This is a genomic window from uncultured Brachyspira sp. (genome assembly GCF_944390845.1).
GTDB classification, from domain to species: Bacteria; Spirochaetota; Brachyspiria; order Brachyspirales; family Brachyspiraceae; genus Brachyspira; species Brachyspira pulli.
In genome coordinates this window covers 13266-32921 of the sequence record NZ_CALXRM010000035.1, presented here as the reverse complement: position 1 = coordinate 32921, position 19656 = coordinate 13266, and the positions used below count along the sequence as shown (strand labels likewise).

General features: G+C 25.2%; 15 protein-coding genes and 1 tRNA gene. 5 read left to right on the top strand and 11 right to left on the bottom strand.

Annotation, left to right across the window (positions count from 1 at the left end):
* Window positions 1-569 precede the first annotated feature (569 nt).
* The 5 genes from lysA to Q0K52_RS08410 form a co-directional block, all read right to left on the bottom strand.
* The gene (gene lysA / locus Q0K52_RS08430) at window positions 570-1808 is read right to left on the bottom strand and encodes a diaminopimelate decarboxylase (protein WP_297298444.1); all 1239 of its coding nucleotides are present in this window, start codon (window positions 1806-1808) and stop codon (window positions 570-572) included.
* A gap of 33 nt (window positions 1809-1841) precedes the next feature.
* Window positions 1842-2777: a divergent polysaccharide deacetylase family protein gene (locus Q0K52_RS08425; protein ID WP_297298442.1), complete on the bottom strand. Its 936-nt coding sequence runs from the start codon at window positions 2775-2777 to the stop codon at window positions 1842-1844.
* Window positions 2778-2844: 67 nt separating this feature from the next.
* Window positions 2845-3129 (bottom strand): hypothetical protein, encoded by a 285-nt coding sequence (locus tag Q0K52_RS08420; protein ID WP_297298440.1) that lies wholly within the window; start codon window positions 3127-3129, stop codon window positions 2845-2847.
* 18 nt (window positions 3130-3147) lie between these two features.
* Window positions 3148-3843, bottom strand: a complete 696-nt coding sequence (locus tag Q0K52_RS08415; protein WP_297298438.1) for a metallophosphoesterase — start codon at window positions 3841-3843, stop codon at window positions 3148-3150.
* Window positions 3844-5007 (bottom strand): HPr family phosphocarrier protein, encoded by a 1164-nt coding sequence (locus Q0K52_RS08410; protein ID WP_297298436.1) that lies wholly within the window; start codon window positions 5005-5007, stop codon window positions 3844-3846.
* A gap of 712 nt (window positions 5008-5719) precedes the next feature.
* On the opposite strand from Q0K52_RS08410, the gene Q0K52_RS08405 reads away from it, so the two are divergent.
* Window positions 5720-7303 carry a helix-turn-helix domain-containing protein gene (locus Q0K52_RS08405; protein WP_297298434.1) on the top strand — a complete coding sequence of 528 codons (1584 nt, stop codon included), beginning with the start codon at window positions 5720-5722 and terminating at the stop codon, window positions 7301-7303.
* Between the two features lie 78 nt (window positions 7304-7381).
* Here the strand turns inward: Q0K52_RS08405 and Q0K52_RS08400 are convergent, their stop codons facing one another.
* The 3 genes from Q0K52_RS08400 to Q0K52_RS08390 form a co-directional block, all read right to left on the bottom strand.
* A complete protein-coding gene (locus tag Q0K52_RS08400; RefSeq protein WP_297298432.1) occupies window positions 7382-7996 on the bottom strand; it encodes a DUF1318 domain-containing protein in 615 nt (204 codons plus the stop codon).
* Between the two features lie 20 nt (window positions 7997-8016).
* The gene (locus tag Q0K52_RS08395) at window positions 8017-11289 is read right to left on the bottom strand and encodes an outer membrane assembly protein AsmA (protein ID WP_297298430.1); all 3273 of its coding nucleotides are present in this window, start codon (window positions 11287-11289) and stop codon (window positions 8017-8019) included.
* Between the two features lie 102 nt (window positions 11290-11391).
* Complete coding sequence (locus Q0K52_RS08390; RefSeq protein ID WP_297298429.1) at window positions 11392-13053, bottom strand: peptidase; 1662 nt, start codon at window positions 13051-13053, stop codon at window positions 11392-11394.
* Between the two features lie 142 nt (window positions 13054-13195).
* Here Q0K52_RS08390 and Q0K52_RS08385 point away from each other — a divergent pair.
* From Q0K52_RS08385 to Q0K52_RS08370, 4 genes are all read left to right on the top strand, one after another.
* Window positions 13196-13278: transfer RNA gene (locus Q0K52_RS08385), tRNA-Tyr, on the top strand.
* Between the two features lie 42 nt (window positions 13279-13320).
* Window positions 13321-13644 carry an STAS domain-containing protein gene (locus tag Q0K52_RS08380; protein WP_297298427.1) on the top strand — a complete coding sequence of 108 codons (324 nt, stop codon included), beginning with the start codon at window positions 13321-13323 and terminating at the stop codon, window positions 13642-13644.
* A 103-nt stretch (window positions 13645-13747) separates the two neighbouring features.
* Window positions 13748-14140: a rhodanese-like domain-containing protein gene (locus tag Q0K52_RS08375; protein ID WP_297298425.1), complete on the top strand. Its 393-nt coding sequence runs from the start codon at window positions 13748-13750 to the stop codon at window positions 14138-14140.
* A 161-nt stretch (window positions 14141-14301) separates the two neighbouring features.
* Window positions 14302-16263 (top strand): AAA family ATPase, encoded by a 1962-nt coding sequence (locus Q0K52_RS08370; protein ID WP_297298423.1) that lies wholly within the window; start codon window positions 14302-14304, stop codon window positions 16261-16263.
* A 125-nt stretch (window positions 16264-16388) separates the two neighbouring features.
* Here the strand turns inward: Q0K52_RS08370 and Q0K52_RS08365 are convergent, their stop codons facing one another.
* The 3 genes from Q0K52_RS08365 to Q0K52_RS08355 form a co-directional block, all read right to left on the bottom strand.
* Window positions 16389-18284, bottom strand: a complete 1896-nt coding sequence (locus tag Q0K52_RS08365; RefSeq protein ID WP_297298421.1) for a tetratricopeptide repeat protein — start codon at window positions 18282-18284, stop codon at window positions 16389-16391.
* Entirely contained in the window at window positions 18256-18828 is a 573-nt protein-coding gene (gene nusB, locus Q0K52_RS08360; protein WP_297298419.1) for a transcription antitermination factor NusB, read from the bottom strand. The genes Q0K52_RS08365 and nusB overlap by 29 nt, the downstream gene beginning before the upstream one ends.
* A 179-nt stretch (window positions 18829-19007) precedes the next feature.
* Complete coding sequence (locus tag Q0K52_RS08355; protein WP_297298417.1) at window positions 19008-19568, bottom strand: adenylate kinase; 561 nt, start codon at window positions 19566-19568, stop codon at window positions 19008-19010.
* Window positions 19569-19656 lie beyond the last annotated feature (88 nt).

Sequence of the window (19656 nt, the reverse complement as noted above, 5' to 3'; positions counted from 1 at the left end):
TGCACTTTTTGCAACTTTTTGCGGCGGGAAAAAGTTGAATAAAAAAATGACAAACTTAAAAATTTTCAGTATATACCAAAAATTTTTAAGTTTCTCAACTGATGCACTTTATATAAATTTTATCTACTTTTTTGCCGCACAAAAAAGTACCAATATCCTCAACAAGCTCGGATACGCTTCGCGAAAACGCAATTGTTAGAACTTTATATTAAATATATACTAATTAAATATAGGATATAACCTAAATTTATATTAAAAATACAGTTGTTTTGGTTCTTTTATACCAATACCGAAAGGTACCTACTCGGTAAAAGAACTGGGGGTGTGGGGGCAAAGCCACCACAAACAATAAAATTGAAAAAACAAAAATTGACAAAATATAGTTGTTTAGGTATATACTAAAAATTTTTAACTTTATAAAGATTATAATAATATAGACTTTAATTTAAGAGACGAAGAAATAAAATTTTTGAAATCTTTCCATAACTAATTAAAGTATAAATAAAAAAATCTGCCAAAATTATTTTTATATAATTCTGACAGATTAATATTTTTATATAGAGTAAATTTTAAATTATCTCATTTGCTATCATATCTTCAAAAGTTTGTCTTTTTCTTATAATATAATGCTTATCTTTATCAACCATAATTTGTGATATTAAAGGTCTTGAATTATAATTGCTTGACATACTAAATCCATAAGCACCAGCATCTAATAAAGCAACATAATCACCTTCTTCTATTAATGAACATTCCCTATTATAAGCAAAGAAGTCTGAACTTTCACATATAGGTCCTACAAAATCATAATTAGAAACATTCTCTTTTTTCACTAATGGGCATATATCATTATAAGCATCATACATAGCTACTCTTATATAATCATTCATACCGCCGTCTAATATAGCATATTTTCTTCCAAATTCTTCTTTAATATATTCAACTCTCATTATAAAAGCCCCAGATTCTGCCACTAAATATCTTCCTGGTTCTGTTGTTACATTGAGATTCATTTCTTTTAATAAACTAATACTTTTACTCTTAAAGTGTTCAAAATCGAATCCTGAACTATTTTTATCATAACGTACCCCATATCCTCCGCCTATATCAATATCGGTAATATTGAATCCCATACTATTAACATCATTAATAAAATCTTTCATAGCTAAAATAGCTTTATAAAAAGGCTCAGAATCTGTCATTTGAGAACCTATATGCATTGATAAAGACTCTATTGATATATTATCCAAAGACTTTAATAAGCTGGCATTTTCTCTTATAGTCTTTATACTTATTCCAAATTTATTTCCAGTAACACCTGTTGTAATTTTTTCATGAGTATGAGCATCAACATTAGGATTGACTCTTATAGAACATTTTACTCTTTTTTTCATTTCTTTAGCTATGCTATTAATTCTTACTGCCTCAGGAATAGATTCTATATTAAAACGTTTTATATTAAGTTCTATTGATTTTCTTATTTCTTCCTCTGTTTTACCAACTCCTGAAAATACTATATTTTCAGCCTTTCCGCCAGCCTTTATATATTTTAAAGTCTCTCCAATAGATACTACATCAGCACCTATACCTTCATCTGCCATCATTTTTAATATAGATAAGTTATTTTCAGCTTTAACAGCATAAGCTATTAATACATTATCTAAAGATGAAAATATATCCTTTAAAAACCTTATTTTATTTAAAATATCATTCTTTGAATAAACATAAAAAGGACTGTCATAAACTTCTGCAAGTTCTCTAATATCAATATCTTCACACATCAGTATATTATCTTTATAACCAATCATTAATCACTCCTAATTTTTTTATTTTCTAATTTTTCATTGGTTGGTTGAAATTGTATCCAAAACTTCTGTTATATTTACACTAATTATACCTTCTTCATAAAGAAGTGGTAAATTATTTTCAAGCACATTCAATGTTTCTTCGCTTTGATAATGCCCTATTCCAACAGCAATGCCATGTTCTTTTGATAATCTTATAAGTTCTCTCCATTGCTTCATTATAGAACCATAATCTCTTTCATTGTCTAAAAATACGGATCTTTTTGCTGTTTTCACATTATTTCCTAATGCTATATCATATATTAAACTTCCAGCAACTGTATAAGAATCTACAAAATACTTATCATTATTTTTAGCATAATCAACCATATAAGAAACTGTATCTATATTTTTACTTGCCACAGAGCCTGTATGATTATTCATTCCTTTGGCATAAGGAACTCTTGAAAATGAATAGTCTAATAATTTAAAAACTTCATCTCTATTCATACCAGTTCTAATTAAAGTTTGCTCGCCGAAATATTCGCTTCCTTCCATAGGTATATGCAATATAACATTAAGATTATTGCTATATGCCAAATAAGAAAAATCAATACTATGGCTGGAATCTGGAAGAACAGCAAATGTTATACCATATTCGTTAGCTAAATGAAAATACCTGTCTATATAATCCAATGTATTTCCGCTGTCATCTATTATAATGCTTATACGATTGCTGCTTTCTATGGGTTTTATTACATTATTTAATATAGGCTCTACTATATTAGGTGAATCTATATCCGCTAAATGAAAAGCATCATTTGTATTCTTTTCTGGTATAGTATTATCTGAAATTATATTAGTTTCTGATTCATTAGAAATATTATCAGAATATTCAAAATTAATATTATAATTTGTCTTCACTTTAATAAAAGTAAAGACAAATAAGAAAATCACAACAATAAAAGATAAAAATACAACTACTCTTTTCATAAAACAGCATTAACATAAAATTATACAAAATATGTTAAATAATATCCTAAACAGTAGTAAAAGTCAATTATTTATGAATCATATAATCTACACTGACAACAGCATGTTCATTGCATTTTGGACATTTTGGACATTTAAGTTCTAATAATTTCTTTAATAATCTTTTTAATACACTATCTTTTTTGTTTTGTTTTATTGTAACTTTCACATTGCCTTTTTCATCTATTTCAGTATTATCAAAATCTAATGAAATCAATGAAAGTTCTGAAGGAGTATTTAATTTTTTATCTGTAGTAAAAAAATGTCCGCAATTTTTACATTTATAATGAAAAGGAGGTCTATCCGGAAACATATAAACTCCATAATTTTTTTATATATCTAACACTAATAATTTATTCTGCTCTGTATCAAAATGATCTGCCATATATATAGTATAACTATATTTTTTTATAACGCTTCCCGGTTTTACTCTATTATGACCTACAACTTGATTATATCCTATCCAAGCATCTTCAAGTAAATCTTCTGTATCTGCCCATAAAAGACCGGCAAATTTATTTAAGCCTCCGCGTCTAAAAGAGACAACATTACAATCTTCTTTATCATTGTTATAAACTATATTAACAACATTACAAACATTATCAATATTAATATCCTTTATATCATACTGTGCCTTTATATAATCAATCCAGCCGTTTGTAAGTCCTGCATGGGTAAATATATAATTATTTTCTATATGTATCATTTTAAATAAATCTGCATTATCATTAAATATCTCATGCATTTCTTTGGAATAACTCTTTCTATATCTGCTTGCTGTAGGATATCCAACTATATATTGAAAATCATGATTTCCTATAAGAAGTTCAACATTATCATTATGATTCTTTTTAAACTCTATAACATTTCTAAGATTGTCTGATATTTCCTCATCTGTAAAAGTAACCCAACTGTCATCGCTATAATCCCCCATAAAGATAACCTTATCAAAACTATCGAATCTTCCTTCAAGTAATTTTTTCCAGCAATCTTTACCATGTAAATCACCTATGACAGCAACTTTCATTTAAAGCCTCCTTAAAAACCTATTTAAACATTTATAATCAATAGATATATTTTTATTATCCCTTACTTTTGCAACATAAACATTCTCAAATTCTTTTTGCAAGTCATCTTTTAATTCTCTTACCAATTCTAAATATTCATTATTATTTGAATAGAATTTCTTGCTTACATTTTTTAATTCATAATTCTCTTTTATTTTTTCGATTATATTGTCCATCAAATGTTCATTAATCTCATAAATCTTACCAATATTTTGTATAATATTTATAAGCCTATAAAGATCAACTGAAGAAACATTTGTAGAAGGCATCATGTAAATATCTATAGAATAATCGCAGGATTTAGCCTTATCTTCCAATACATAATCTAAAGTCTTTATAGCATCATTGACAAAACCCTCATTAATGGTCATGTTATATTCTACTTTTATAGGTCCGATTCCTATTAATTTTTTTATAAATAAAGTATCAAATTGATTATAAAAATATTTTTTTACATTATTAAAAAGCAAATACTCATAAAAATATTTCATTTCTTTTTTCTCTACAATATTTACCAATTCAGATACAAAAGTTTTTAATTCATTTTTATTCACAGGTATTTCATAATGAGAAGCCATTATTTCTACAACATCTGGTATATTATTGTTTATCATATTATAAATTTCTGTTTTATCATTATCTTTTATATATACAATATTGTAGTTAACGTACTTTGAATACTCTAAATTAAAACTATCTCTTTTCTCTTTTAAAAGCTTTACTTTTTCTTCTATATTTTCTTTTATAGTATCTTTTTTATCATCTGGAGTTAAATGCAATATCTCTTCCTCTAAAAGTTTATTACCTTCAGATTCTTTTTCTTTATTGAGTTCTTCAATTTTCTCTAAAGTATAAAATTCTTTTTTGTCTAAAACTTCCTCTATTCTCTTTAGAGTATCTATTTTATCTTCTCCAGAAACATATATTGTAAATATATCTCCATATTTTATATCCAATCCCATCATTTTAACGAATGATTTAGCATTAACTCTTTTTCCATTTTTATTTTCTATTTCTATCTTATCTCCTACAGTCCTAAAAAAATCAACAATAGAATTAATTACTTTATTATCAGAATTAAGATGATTTTGACATTCAAATTCTTTAGATATAAATTCTTCCATATATTCACCCTTATAAATATGATTATTTTTTTATCAATAAACTATTTTGTTTACCTAGTATAATATCATACTTATTTCTCAAAATTTCAAGAACTTTTTTTCCATATAAATATTATGCTTAGTTTTATATATAAATATCAAATTCAAACAATTATAATTAAATATAGTATAAAAATATTGTTAACAATATAGCCAAACTATATATTTTTAACCCTGTATTTTATTACAATTTAACATTAATAAGACACATATAAATAATAACATATAAAAAAGAATAAATCCAATATTTTATGTATATAAAAATATTAAAATCTACTATATAGCAACATTATTCATATTAATACAAAATTCATCAAAAAAAATTGTAGTATAAGTATAATTCTTCTAATGCTATAAAAATCATATTTTAATACTATTATATGTAAATTTCGTAAAAATAAATACAAAATACCCTAAGGGAATATTAAAAAAATATTTACAAATAAGTAAATAATAAAGAATTCCCTTTATAACTCAATAAAATTAATTTAAAAAATTCTATATTTTAATATTATTTAAAATCAAAAATTCAATTAAAAATGCTATATTAATTTTAAAATATAATATATAGCTTTTTACACTATATTTCATACGTAAAACATCTTGAAATTCTACACATATCGTTTATAATAGATATAAGATAAAAATAAATTTAATAAAAACAGAAGAAAGTATGATTGATTTTAATTTAAAAGATATTAGAGAAAAAATTTTGAAATTAACACAAAGCCAATTTGCAAAAATGTTAGGTGTGCGTCAAGATTATATTTCAAGATTAGAAAGAAATGCTAACAATATAACTCTTGACCTATTAGATAAGCTTGCAGAAAATACAGGACTAAGTATCGATGAATTAACAAAATACAAAAAAAATTCTTTTGAATCAGAAGATTCTGAATTATACTACAATCTTATCAATATACAAAATATAGTTGATAAGCTCAATGATGAGATTAACACTATAGACAAGAAAAATAATGATAAGATAACCGAACTTCTATCAAATGTATATACTCAAATAAATGAAACATTTGATATTATAGTTTATGGAAGATACAGTTCAGGAAAAACATCATTCATAAACGCTATTTTCGACAAAAACATAGATACTAATCCTTATGCTGAAGATACAAGTAATGAAGAATATTATCTTCAAGATGATTCCAAGCTATTTAGAATTATAGAGTATAAGGAAAATGTACTTGATACAAGAAAATACAGCAAAAATAACATGTTTATTTATCTTTGTGATATAAATGCATTTTCTCAGGAAGATGTTACTAATATAAATGCTCTTGTAAACTTTGTAAATAGTTTTAATAATATATTCGTAATATTTTCTAAAGCTAATATTTTTGATGAAAATGAATTAGGAAGTGTTATTGATAAGAAATTTGAAGTATTGAAGAATTTTATTTCTAAAAGCAGTAATAATAAAGAAGTTGATTACCCTGCTTTAAGACAAAGATTTTTCCCATTTTCTATCAATAATACAAATCTAATAAAAGAAATAAAAAACAACTTTGCTGAAAGTATCAAATATGCATATTATGCTAAAATATTAGATTGTGTAAACTTTGATATTGAAATAATTGATAATAAAAGCGAATTCCAAGAAAATGACAAATTAGAAATTAATTTAGCCAAAATTAAAATTAATGCTAAAGAATCATTTAATGATATTTATAAAAATACATTAAATATAGATAATATTATCAAGGCTATAGATGATAATAATGTATACAGAAAAAAAGATGATATAAAAGTATTATGTAATAGTATCAACTTAGAATTGGATACAAAACTTTATAGTATTTTAGCTATTACTGAAGAAGACTTTGCCAATAAAGAAGCTAATAAAACAGCTAAAAATTCAACAAGTATAGCTGTTTCTAGTCTTGGCATAATACCTACTTATAATCTTCTTCAAACCAGTAATATAAAATTAATAAATATTATGGGTGTATCATTATCTTTCTTACCTAGTGTGGTATTCATATTATCAGGATTTATGTCATTCTCTGGAAATTGGAAAAAGACACTCGCTAAGAAAGTTATAAAAGCTTATGAAGAAGAAAATGTTGTATCTAAATACAATAAAATCATAGATGAATATTTTAATACCTATTTAGCAAATATCAAAGAAATTGACAGCAAAAGAATAGAATTATTAAAATATGAAGATGATGCAAAATTATACAAGAATACAAGAAGTATATTATCTAATTTTGCTTCAAACTTAGAAAGTCGTAAATAATTTATTTAGAATAATAAAAAGAGGCTATGTTATAAAACGTAGCCTCTTTTTTTATTAAAAATATTTACAATAATTTTATTATTTTTTTTCACCTGTATTAGTGTAAATACTCCAAGTATCATCAGGAAGCTGATAATAGCTATTTTCTATTAATCTTTGTACATTTCTTCTATATAAAGCTGTTTCTACTTCTTTAATATTAGCCATAGTTAATTTAGGATCTGAAAGTATTAAATATTCTGCTATTGTTCTTCTGTCAGTATTTTCTTTTTCAATGATTTCTTTAATATATTTTACTCTTTCTTCACTGTATGTATTTTTTGGTTTTGAAACATCAAAAGCTATATAAGACAAATAACCGCCATTATTCTCACCAATATAATAATTAGTTTTATAAAGATTTATTTCATCTTGATTGAACATACTTCTAATCAAAGCCTGTTTATATTCCTGAGCCAATTCATCAGAAACATTTGTACTTACCATAATAAGGTTTAAATCTTCTTCACTTGACAATGTTGATATTTGATAAGCACTTTCATCAATTTGTCTGTATCTTCCCAAAACCTGTGCTTCTATTAATGTTTTACCGCCCAAAACACGCATCTCTGGTTCCTGAACTAAAATAAGTTTAGAACAGCTTGTAAATAGTATTACAATTAAAGAAATAAATATTATATTATAAATTTTCATTCAGTATTCTCCTAATATAATTAATTACCTTCCAAATATGATATTACATCAGAAAAAGGCATTGGTTCAAGTCCGAATTTATCGCCTTCAAATGCTATAAGCTGCTGTTTTTGCTGACTAGCTTTATCCAAATTCTGATCTCTAAAATAGAATGTTGTGAATACCTTATTAGCAGATATACTAAACTCTACTGAGTTAGGGTCATAACCGAATTGAACAATATTTTCAACTGTAGATATACCTGGGTTAATAGGTCTTATCATTTCTATTAAGAATTTAGAAAATTCGGTAGACATCTTACTTATACCAACAAAGAATGTAGTAGGTCTTATATTATTCAAAGGACTTATACCAACGCCTGCCACATCAGCAGTTAAATTAACCAATAATTTTTCATCGTTAATCTTTTCTCTGTTTTCTGGTGTAAGCAAATATTTAAAGTTTATATCACTAGCCAAAACACGCATATCATATTTTATGGTGCTTGTATTGAAACTTCCCAAATCAACATTAATCCAAGGAGCATGTATAGCACCCCTTCTTGGAGCTGTATTATTAGATATAGAAGCTAAGAATAAATTATCATCGAATTTTTCACCGCCTATATAAAGTGATGATTTCAAATCCTGTATTGTAACTCCGTGTCCCTGAACTTTTATAGAAGAAGAAAAATCTCTTATTCTTATACTATCATCTACAAAAGGAGGTATTTTCAAATAAACCCTTAATTGCTCAAAGTATATGTTAGGTACCTGAGAAATAAGAGGAGTATATCTTGTAGCTGTAACTAAAGTTTCGTTTTTAGTAGGAGTCAAATCAAAATGATAATCTATATTAGAAGTAAGTCCTTTTAATACTATAGACATCTTATCTGGAGAATCCATATTGGCAAAAAACTTATCTGTTTTAAATACTCCATTAGCTATATTATTCTTCAAATTACCATTAACATCAAATAATCCGCCTATCTCTATACCAAAAGGAAGATATAAGCTGTCTGTATCTAGTCCAACATTATAATTTAAATTAGCATTCTTTATAACAGGAGTGAAATATCCGTCTACATATACTTTTAATTTATTAGTAGGACTTTGTAAATTAAATTCTCTTATATTAGCATATAAATTTTCACCAAAATTAACATCAGCATCTACTTTCATAGTAACGTCTTGAAGATTGTACTGTTTCTCTGTTACATAGAAAATACTGAAATTAGTTACAGTAGCAAAAGTATCTTCTAAAGATAAATCATATCCAAGAGCACTTGTCATTTTTATATCATCTTCAAAAGGCAAACTGTCTAATATTTCAGAAAACTTAGGAGAAAGCCATCTTTTCATAGCATAAGGTGCTATTCTGAAAGTGGATATATTAACAAATCCTCCAGTTAATCCCATACCTTCCAAATCTAAATTCGATCTAAAGTTAAGGAAATTATCCAAATCCAAATTCAATGCTGAAACATCTATTGCCTGAGTAAGTAAATTAGCATTAGCCTCAACATTAACTTTAGCTGTGGCGGTTGATGAAACTTCTCCCGCTAAATTGTAAGAAAAATTCCTTATAACACCATTAACACTGGCATTAATATCATTTATCATTCTTCCAAAAACATTAACATCTAAATTAAGAGAACCTCTAGCTATACCGCCTGAAAAATGAACTATAGGCAAAGAACTTACTTTTATATTCAAATCTGTAGGTTCTTTAAACTTCACATCTCCATTAACAATAATATCAGATGTATTTAAATATTTTGTTGATATATTTTCTATATGAACTACAGTATCGCTTGTTTTATTAGGGTCGCTTATAGCTGAAGCAACACCTAAAGCTCCATTTAAAGATGATAAAACATTAAAAGATACATCTGTATTATTAAATCTATATTTATTAAGAGCTGTAACTCTATCAATAGTAGTTTTATGATCTAATCTTATATCCTCGCTTGAAATACTGTTAGGATTGAAAGTAAAACCCACTGTAGTTTTAGAGTTTAAATTATTTAAATTTATAGTTTTTCCCATAGACATATTCACTTTATCCAAAGCAATATGTATAGTATTTGTTAAATTATTAATAGTTCCGCTGCTCTTTTCAGCATCAACATTAACCATACCGCTTACATTTATACCTAAAGAAGGGACAAACATAGGAATTAAAGTATTTATCTTATTTAAATTAAGTCTGGCATAAAGAGTATCTAAATTCACTCCTATATTGCTTCCGAATATTTGATTAGCTGATGCTACAACTTTAAGTATCTCATCTTTCAAAAGTTCTGAAGATAAATTTTCTATAGATAAACTTTGAGTTTTTATATTATATTTAGCAAGCAAATGTGCTGCAAACTGCATATCATCTCTTTTTTTACCATTGTATTTAAACTCAGGCTCATCTATTTCAAAATCAAATCTTATTATTATTTCATCTTTATTATATCCGTCTTCTTCCTTAGGATATGATACATCTAAATTAAATAAAGGCTTATCATTAAAATAAATACTGGCATCATTATAGGCTAAACTATTACTGATAAAGCTTTTTAAATAAATATCTTTTAAAACTTCAGGAGCTCTTACACCCATAACTTGAGATAAAGAAAATCTCTTACTATGCAAATCCAAATGAAGATTATAATTACTTAAACTTGCTATAAGTCCATTATTAGGCTTATTAGTTAAAAAAGACTTACTATCTGCTTTGAATGCCAAATTATTTATTCTTACATTCTCTACTTCAGCCTTTAATTTAAGAAAATCTAATTTACTTATATCAAATGGTTCTTTATTTGTATCTTTTACTTTAGGTTCTGAAGGCGGCATATCCGGAAGATTCCAATTTCCGCTTTCATCGGTGAACATATAAACATATAAATTATCAATTGTTATATCTTGAACATGAAGCTTCAAAAAGAATAATGAAAACAATGAAAATTTTATTCTTAAATTATCCAATTTTATATTTTCTTCATTATTAAAATTAGATGAATTATAAAGAACAACATTACTCATTTCTACTTTTGGAAATAATAAGCCATAACTAAAGTCACCTATTTCTAATTTCCTATTCATAGATGAGTATACAATATCCTGAATGAGATTCTTTACTCTCTCATTATTAAAATATATTCTAGCTCCTACAACTCCTATAATTAATATAAAAAGCAGAATTAAAGGAATATATCTTTTTTTAAATTTTCTTTTTTTCTTACTATCTTTATTTTCAGTATTTGCTGATACAGATTCAGAAATAGATTGTTCTTTTTTCTTATTAAATAATTTCTTTATCATACAAACCGTCTTTTTAAATTATATTTTACATGTTTATAAAACAAATTTACACTTAAAAGATAGTATATTATAAAATATATTCTTTAGCAATAGCAAAAATAATTAATTCTCATAATACTGATCATTATTATCATCTAATCTATACACATTTTCATCATTTTCTGTGTTATTATTAGTAGTTCCTTCTTCAGTATTAGTATATTCATTAGTATATTCTTCACTGCTGTAATAATAATATTCAGAATTATAATCTTCTGGTCTTATTATTATTACATTATTAGTATTATTGAAATTGCTTTCCAAATTTTCTTCAAATGTTTCTTCCTGAACAACATTATCTTCATTATTTAAATAATTATTACTGTAATTATAATAATCTGTTTCATAAGCATTGGTATTATTATACAAATCATCATAATAACCATAATTATAATCGCCGCTTATTTCATTAGAAACACTCATAGTAAATTCATAGTTTCTAGCTTTAGAATAACCTTTTCTCCATTTTTCTTTAGTCAAATCTCTTTCAAATATAAGATAATATCTTCCCTGTCCTAAACTTATTACCTGCTCATCATCTGTTTGAGGCATTGAGGCAATTTTTCCTAAAACATCATTAGAAATACTTATATTAATAGCCTGAGAATCTATTAAGAAATAAGAAATTTTAACACTGGATCTTATAGGTACGCTGAAATTATAATAATCTCTGTCATAAGAATAATCTATAGCTCCTTTATACGTTTGATTAAATTCTATAGTTTGAGCCTCTTGAGGTTTATTATTAGGTTCATGTTCTGTATATTTATCGAAAGGCTTAGCTATAATGCTTACTCTATAAGGTATATTATTAACTGCATTTGTAGTAGCCAATATAAAATAATAAGACATATAAGGATATAGTATTAATTTATCAACTGTTTCTCCATCTCCTGTATTATTAATGTCTTTCATAGTTATCCAATTACCTTTTTGATCATAAAGTCTTATACTAGCATCAATAGCTGGAACTCCTGAAAGCTCTATGGAAATAGAATAAGTATTAAAAGAACTGTTTGTTATTTTATAAGCGTCTATTTCCATATTTTTTAAATCGCCGGTTTTTAATGTAGGATTATAAGTTTGACCATAATATCCTTCTATAGTATAGAGTCTGTTATCGCTGTTTACATCTATTATTTGAGCAGCTGAAATTTTATCATTAGGCTCTATTTCATCACTTTCTTTATAGTCTCTTTTCTGTAAAATAAAAGAATAATCAATATTTTCTTTTACATCTTCTTTTGAGGCTATAGATATATAATATTTATTTTCATCAGGATTGCTTGAAGCTTTCAAATATATTCCTTTCATTATTTGAGTTGAATATATAATATCTTCTACATTTTTATTAGAAGCAACAGTAGCATTGGTATCATCTGATATATCATTCGTATTAGTTTCTTTGATATTATCTTTTTCTGTAGACGGCTCGCTTATCAATTTTATGATATTAGTTTGATAATCGTATAAAGTCATTATTACAGGAGAATAAGTTGAATTTGATACATAAAAATCTATAATTTTAGTACTGTCTTCAACAGTAAAATAATAATAATCTACCTTATCCCCTTCCAACTGTCCAGTTATTCCATCTTTATTAATCTTTTGAGCAGTTTCAAAAGAATTATTTCCAGAAGTCTTTTTTTCTAGCTTATATTTAGCCGAACTGCAAGAAAAAACTAAAAAACTAATTACAATCATTATAGCAAGAATATTTCGCATTCTAATCCCCATTAAAACAAACTATATAGTAATTATACATCATTATACAATAAAAAGATACAAAAATATAAAAAAAATAATAATAACTATTGACATTTTTATTTATACATGCTATTATAATCTCACGTTTTCAAATTAATATGGGTAGGTGGCCGAGCAGTCAATGGCAGCAGACTGTAAATCTGTCGACGTGAGTCTACGGGGGTGCGAATCCCTCCCTGCCCACATTCTTTTTATAAACTTATTTCTTATAAAAGGATATTGATTTTGGCTATAGAATTTAATAACGAATACATATCCATAGTTATGGAAGCCAATCTTTCCACTCCAGATGAAATAAAACAATTTATAGAAGATTCAGATGAAGCATGTAATATTAGAATGCCTGCTGTTGTACTTGATATGAAAAATGTTAGAGAAATCAATAGTGCTGGTATAGCTAAAATCCTTAAATTATATAAAAATCTTCAATCTCTTAAAGTTAAATTATTCATGATAAATTTAGACGATTCTGTTGTTCCTACTCTTAAAAGTTTAATGATGTTTAGTTTAATAAAATATTTTGATGATCCTAGAGATTTCACATTATAATATACCCCTATCCCTTATATAAAAATATTTACCAAATTTCATTGACTATAATATTTAAAGTGTTATTATTATAATAAGTTTAATTAAATTAGGAGTTTTTATTATGAGAAAACACATTATTATTTCTTTAAGTATTTTTACACTATTAATTATGAGTTTGCAGGCATATTCTCAAGGAAAAGCAAACGGTTTAGAACTTAAAAAAGTAGTAGAATTATTAAAATCTGATCCATCTATTACTGTAATAGATGTTAGAACACCAGCAGAAGTTAAAGAAACAGGAGCTATAAAAAATTCTGTTAATATAGATTTCAAAGCTGCTGATTTCAAAACTAAAGTATCTAAATTAGATAAAAATAAAACTTATCTATTACATTGTAAATCAGGAAACCGTGCCGGACAAGCTGCTCAAATAATGATTGATTTAGGCTTCAAAAATATTAATTATTTAAAAAACGGCGGATATGCTGAATTATCAAAAGAATTAAATAAATAAGTTATATATTAATAAAAACAATAAAGGGCTGTAAGAAAATTACAGTCCTTTTTTATTTTAACTATTTTATTTAATAAAACTATAAAACAAAAAACTTGAAAAAATAAAAATAATTTATAATATGTCTGCACAAAATATTTCTATTATTTAAGGAGACATTTATGAAAAGGTATATAACAATCAAAAACTTTAGAAATATTAACCCTATAATAGTTAATAAAGATTCTGAAAATAAAGAATGTGAATTAAAATATGGTAGATTATATCTTAATGGCGATTTAGAACAAGGAGCTTTAATAAGTATTATAGGTGCCAATGGTTCTGGTAAAACTAATATACTAAAAGCAATAGAAAAAACATTTAAAGGCGGTATAGAAGGTAAAAAAGATAATCCAAAAATAGAAGGATTTATATCATGTAAGGCAGAGTTAAATATATTCATTGAAACAGATATAGGACTAAAATACAAAGGTCATGCAGAAAATGATTCTATTGTATGGGAGCTATTAAAAGAAAATATAAATAATATTGTTTTTGATAAAAATTATTTAACAAAATTAATAAATCATATATATCAAACTAATTCCAATAATGAAAATAATTATTTACAGCAAGAACAAACTATATATCCAATTTATGAATACAATTATAGAAATGCTAATAATACAAAAGAAGAATATACTAATGAAGATATATTAGATTATACAGCATCATCAATGTTAGATATAATTTCTAAATATGATAATAATACAGATAAATTAAAATTATTAACAAGCCTTCTTAATACTCAATATTACAAATTAAATCAAACTTCTAAATATTATGACTTTGTATTCAATGAAAATATAATCAATAATAGTGATATACAAAAAATTGAAAATATATTAAAAGAAATTGATTGTGTAAATTCCAATGTATATGTTCATAAAAAAAATATAGACAATAAAGAACTTATAATACAATGCTACAGAAATTATCAAGATTGCTATCAATTTAAAGCAAAAAATATTTTAGATAATTCCAGTTTTTTATACTCTTTATTTAAATCAACTAATAATATGGAAATGTACGATTACTTATTAAATAATTACAATGATATATTATCAGATGTGGCATTTACAAAACAAATAGAAAATGAAATAAATAAACTTTTGGAAAATACTATATCAAAAAAATTTAATGATCTGTATAAATCAAATAATGAATATACTTTTAAAATATCATTAGATGAATATTTTATAAAAATATATTTTGAAACTAAAAACGGACTTACAAATTTAGAAAATGAATCTGAAGGATTTAATTGGTTTTTCAGTTTATTCTTTAATACCATAAATAATAATGAATTAAAAAAAGGAGATATAATTATTATTGATGAACCGGAACAGCATTTATCTGTACCTTTAATAAAAGACCTTAGAAATTTTCTAAAAAGATTCGCAAAAGATAATGGCGTTACAATAATAACATCTATACAAATACCATATTTTGCAGACATTAATTATTTAGATGAATTAAAAATAGTAGAAAGAAAACAAGATTATATAGGAGTAAAAATAGAAAATGATTTCTCTGCAACTTACGGAAAAGTAGATACATTAGAAAAGATAGTTAATGCTTTTGGGGTACAACATATTGATATTACCAGAAATACTAAAATTATATATGTTGAAGGCATAACAGATTATAATTATTTTACAGCTTTCAAAATATTAATGGAGCATATAGAAAATAAAGAGAGTAATATTGCATTTATGCCTATTAATGGAATTGGAAGACCAAATGATGAGAAAAGGAAAAAAAATATAATAGATTCTTTATGTCAATTATCGGAATACCCTATTTTATTAATAGATGGTGATGATTCAGCTGATCAGTTTAGAGAATTGGCAGAAAACACTAATTTGAAAATAACACAAATAAAAGATATAGATTCTGATTTTATCACAATAGAAGATTTATTTGATGATACAGATAGACAAAAATACAAAATAGATAAAAATAATAAAGATGCATTATCTTCTGGTTTATTAAAAAATAATATAATAGAATACTATGAACAAAATTTAATATCTCAAAAATCTATTAATAATTTCTTTAAAGTTATTAAAGAAATAGATTAATACTTTTTTATATAACATAAAATAAATAACTATAATTAAAAAATTTAAAACCAATAAGGGGCTTTATTTAAGCCCCTTAAAGTAAATTGTAGAATTAAAATTAGCCTACAAACAAACAATTAAAATCAATTATTATACATAAGTTCTTTTTTAGTTAAAACCTGTCTTAAACCATCTCTAGCTTGAGAATCGCTTCCATTATAACCCAAAGCATTTCTATAACTTTCTTCTGCATTATCAAGTTCATTCATTCTGTAATAACATTTACCCAAAGCTAAATTAATATCAAACATATCTTTCTTTGATGTAGCAGAGTTTAAAGCCTCATTATAAGCATATATAGCATCATTATACTGAAGTCTTCTGTAAGAATATGCCCCATATAATATATAATTCTCAACAGTAGGAGACATTTCAACTAATTGTCTGTAATAAGTTGAAGCATCATTATAAGAGCGTATTTCTTCCATCATAGTAGCAAGCGTTATCCAAGCATTCTCTCTAACAAGCACTGTATTGTTTTCATCATTAGCTGCAATTAGCAGAGATTCTTTTGATTTTTCATAATCTTTTGTTTTATAATAAAGCATTCCGGCTCTATATATACTTTCTCTATCTTTCGGATATTTTGAAAGTGTATAATTGTAATAATTTAATGCCTCATTATTATTTCCTATACTCTCATAATAAATAGCAAGCGTTCTGCTAGGAAAAGCATTTCCAACATCTGCTTCTATTGAATCTTTTAATAATTTAATACCTTTATCTGAATTACCATAATATAATTCCAATTCTCCAAGTCTTGGCATAAATATAGTATTATTAGTTTCTAATTTATATATCTCTTGATAATATTTAAGAGATGGTAAAAAGTTTTTCTGTCTATATGTTATATCCCCAAGTCTTTCTAATGCTGTTTTATATAATTCATCTTTATTGTCAGCCATTATTATTTTTTTATAATTAGCTTCAGCTTCTTTAAGCATACTTCCTTTATAATAAGCATTGGCAAGCAAACCAGTAGCTTCATAAGTATTGGTATAATCTTTCATTCTTACTAATTTCAAATAATATTTTATTGCTCTGTCATAAGCATTTTCTTTTTCATACAATTCACCTAATGCAAGTATCGTATCAATATCATTAGGATTCTGCTCTAATATTTGCTCATATACTTTTTTTATACCATCATAGTCTTCAACTTGTTCATATATTTTTACAAGTCTTCTTACTGAATCAGGTTTTGTATCAGAGTTAACTAAACTCTTTAAATACATTTCTATAGCACTGTCAGTATCACCTGATATTACATATATATCACCTAAAATAGTGGCAGCCTTATCAGCATATTCGCTTTTGCTTCTTCTAACTAATTTACTTAAAGTATCATAAGCTACACTTTGAAAACCTTCATTAAGTGCTATTAATCCAACATAAAATAAAGCTTCATCATTATCTTCTAAAGCTAATACTCTCTCATAATAACCTTTGGCCAAACGAGGTAAATCTCTTTCCATATAGAAACGTCCCAAAGTTAATAAGCTAGGTATATAATTAGTGTTTATTGCTAATGAATTTTCTAATGATATTAATGCCTCATCATACATTTCTTTTTCTAAATATGATATTCCTAAATTATGTTTTAATTTTTCATCTAAATATAAGGAATTAGTCATAGTATTAAATACTTTTATAGCAGAATCATAATCTCCTGTTTCATTATATATTTGTCCAAGAAGTATATTAGCTTCATATTGTTTTCTAGGGTCTATAGTAGTTTCTATTTCTTTTTTTAATATAGACTTAGCTTTATTATAATCTTTATTTTTATAATATTCCTTAGCTAAGGTATATTCATCTACTACTTGAGAATTCAATTTTACTTTACCCTGCATAATTGCTACATTTAAAGATATTATAGCAATAAAACCTAAAGCTCCTATGCATAATATAAAAACCACCATTTGAAGATTTTTATATTTAGCTAGTCTTCTATTGTATGTCGTCTTCTTGTATGCCATCTAAAATCCCATTAACAAATTTATAAGAATCTTTATCGCTAAATATTTTAGCAATTTCGACTGCCTCATCTATAACTACAGATTTTGGTATGTCTTTTAAAAATATTAGAGAATATATAGATATTCTAATTATAGATTTATCTACATACTGTATTCTCTTTATATCCCAGTTATTAGAATATTTTTCTATTAAGTTATCTATTCTTTCTAAATTTCTTATAGTACCTTCTACCAAAGTTCTAGTAAAAGAGAATATATTTTCAGGTATTTTATTATCATAATCAAAATCTAAAATCTCATTTATACTAGGTTTTCTATCATTTATTTCATAAGAATATAAAGACATAACCGCATATATTCTTGATTGTCTTCTAGCTCCATAAGCTGATAAATCTAAGTCTTTGATATTTTCTTTATTCTTGGACTTAACTATCATTTTTTTCTTTACAACTTTTCTTGGAGCATTTTCGGAAACAATTTCTTCGTTATTGTTTTCGATATCATTATTCTCAATACTGTTGTTTATATTGTTTTCTTCAGACATATTTATAAAACCTATAAATTAATAATTTTTTTTGATGTGTCGTTTTTTAGATTTTCGGAATATATATTATAAAAATAATTTTGAGTAATGTTTTTATTTAATTAAAAAATTTACATGAAAATAAAAAAGCTGCAGTTAAATACTGCAGCCTTATATAAAAAATATATTCTTTTATAAAATTATAATGTATCCAATTCTGCTTTTATTTTAGCATAAACTTCTTCCGGCTCGCCTCTTCCGCTTTTTACTTTTATTATTTTTAATTTTCCTTCATAGTAATCTAATACAGGCTTGCTTTGACTTTCAAATACTTTCAATCTATTTTTGATAGTTTCCTCATTATCATCAGCACGTCCTCTTTTTAAGAGTCTTTCTATAATAATTTCTTCATCAGCATATATATAAACAATACTGCTTATTTTATAATTTAAACTATCTAATATATTTGATAATTCTTTTGCCTGCTCTATAGTTCTAGGAAAGCCGTCTAACATAAAACCATTTTTACAATCATCTTTTGTTATTCTTTCCTTTAACATATTAATAACCAAACTATCCGGAACTAATTCTCCCTTATCCATATAAGTTTTGGCTGTTTTGCCTAATTCTGTAGCATTGGCAATATTTTCTCTTAACATATCGCCTGTTGCAATATGTACGATAGAATAGTCTTTTTCTATTAAAGCTGATTGAGTTCCTTTGCCTACACCAGGAGCTCCTATAAAAATAATATTAAGCATATTAAAACTCCTAAAATACATTATTATTAGTAGTATAGTAAATAATACTCTTTTGTCAAATATTATTTCAAAAAATAATGTTATTTAT

Coding starts and splice junctions, on each gene's coding strand:
- Q0K52_RS08390 (WP_297298429.1), bottom strand. CDS start 13,053: ATGCGAAATATTCTTGCTATAATGATTGTAATTAGTTTTTTAGTTTTT.
- Q0K52_RS08395 (WP_297298430.1), bottom strand. CDS start 11,289: ATGATAAAGAAATTATTTAATAAGAAAAAAGAACAATCTATTTCTGAA.
- Q0K52_RS08370 (WP_297298423.1), top strand. CDS start 14,302: ATGAAAAGGTATATAACAATCAAAAACTTTAGAAATATTAACCCTATA.
- lysA (WP_297298444.1), bottom strand. CDS start 1,808: ATGATTGGTTATAAAGATAATATACTGATGTGTGAAGATATTGATATT.
- Q0K52_RS08355 (WP_297298417.1), bottom strand. CDS start 19,568: ATGCTTAATATTATTTTTATAGGAGCTCCTGGTGTAGGCAAAGGAACT.
- Q0K52_RS08375 (WP_297298425.1), top strand. CDS start 13,748: ATGAGAAAACACATTATTATTTCTTTAAGTATTTTTACACTATTAATT.
- nusB (WP_297298419.1), bottom strand. CDS start 18,828: ATGTCTGAAGAAAACAATATAAACAACAGTATTGAGAATAATGATATC.
- Q0K52_RS08365 (WP_297298421.1), bottom strand. CDS start 18,284: ATGGCATACAAGAAGACGACATACAATAGAAGACTAGCTAAATATAAA.
- Q0K52_RS08420 (WP_297298440.1), bottom strand. CDS start 3,129: ATGTTTCCGGATAGACCTCCTTTTCATTATAAATGTAAAAATTGCGGA.
- Q0K52_RS08425 (WP_297298442.1), bottom strand. CDS start 2,777: ATGAAAAGAGTAGTTGTATTTTTATCTTTTATTGTTGTGATTTTCTTA.
- Q0K52_RS08415 (WP_297298438.1), bottom strand. CDS start 3,843: ATGAAAGTTGCTGTCATAGGTGATTTACATGGTAAAGATTGCTGGAAA.
- Q0K52_RS08410 (WP_297298436.1), bottom strand. CDS start 5,007: ATGGAAGAATTTATATCTAAAGAATTTGAATGTCAAAATCATCTTAAT.
- Q0K52_RS08400 (WP_297298432.1), bottom strand. CDS start 7,996: ATGAAAATTTATAATATAATATTTATTTCTTTAATTGTAATACTATTT.
- Q0K52_RS08405 (WP_297298434.1), top strand. CDS start 5,720: ATGATTGATTTTAATTTAAAAGATATTAGAGAAAAAATTTTGAAATTA.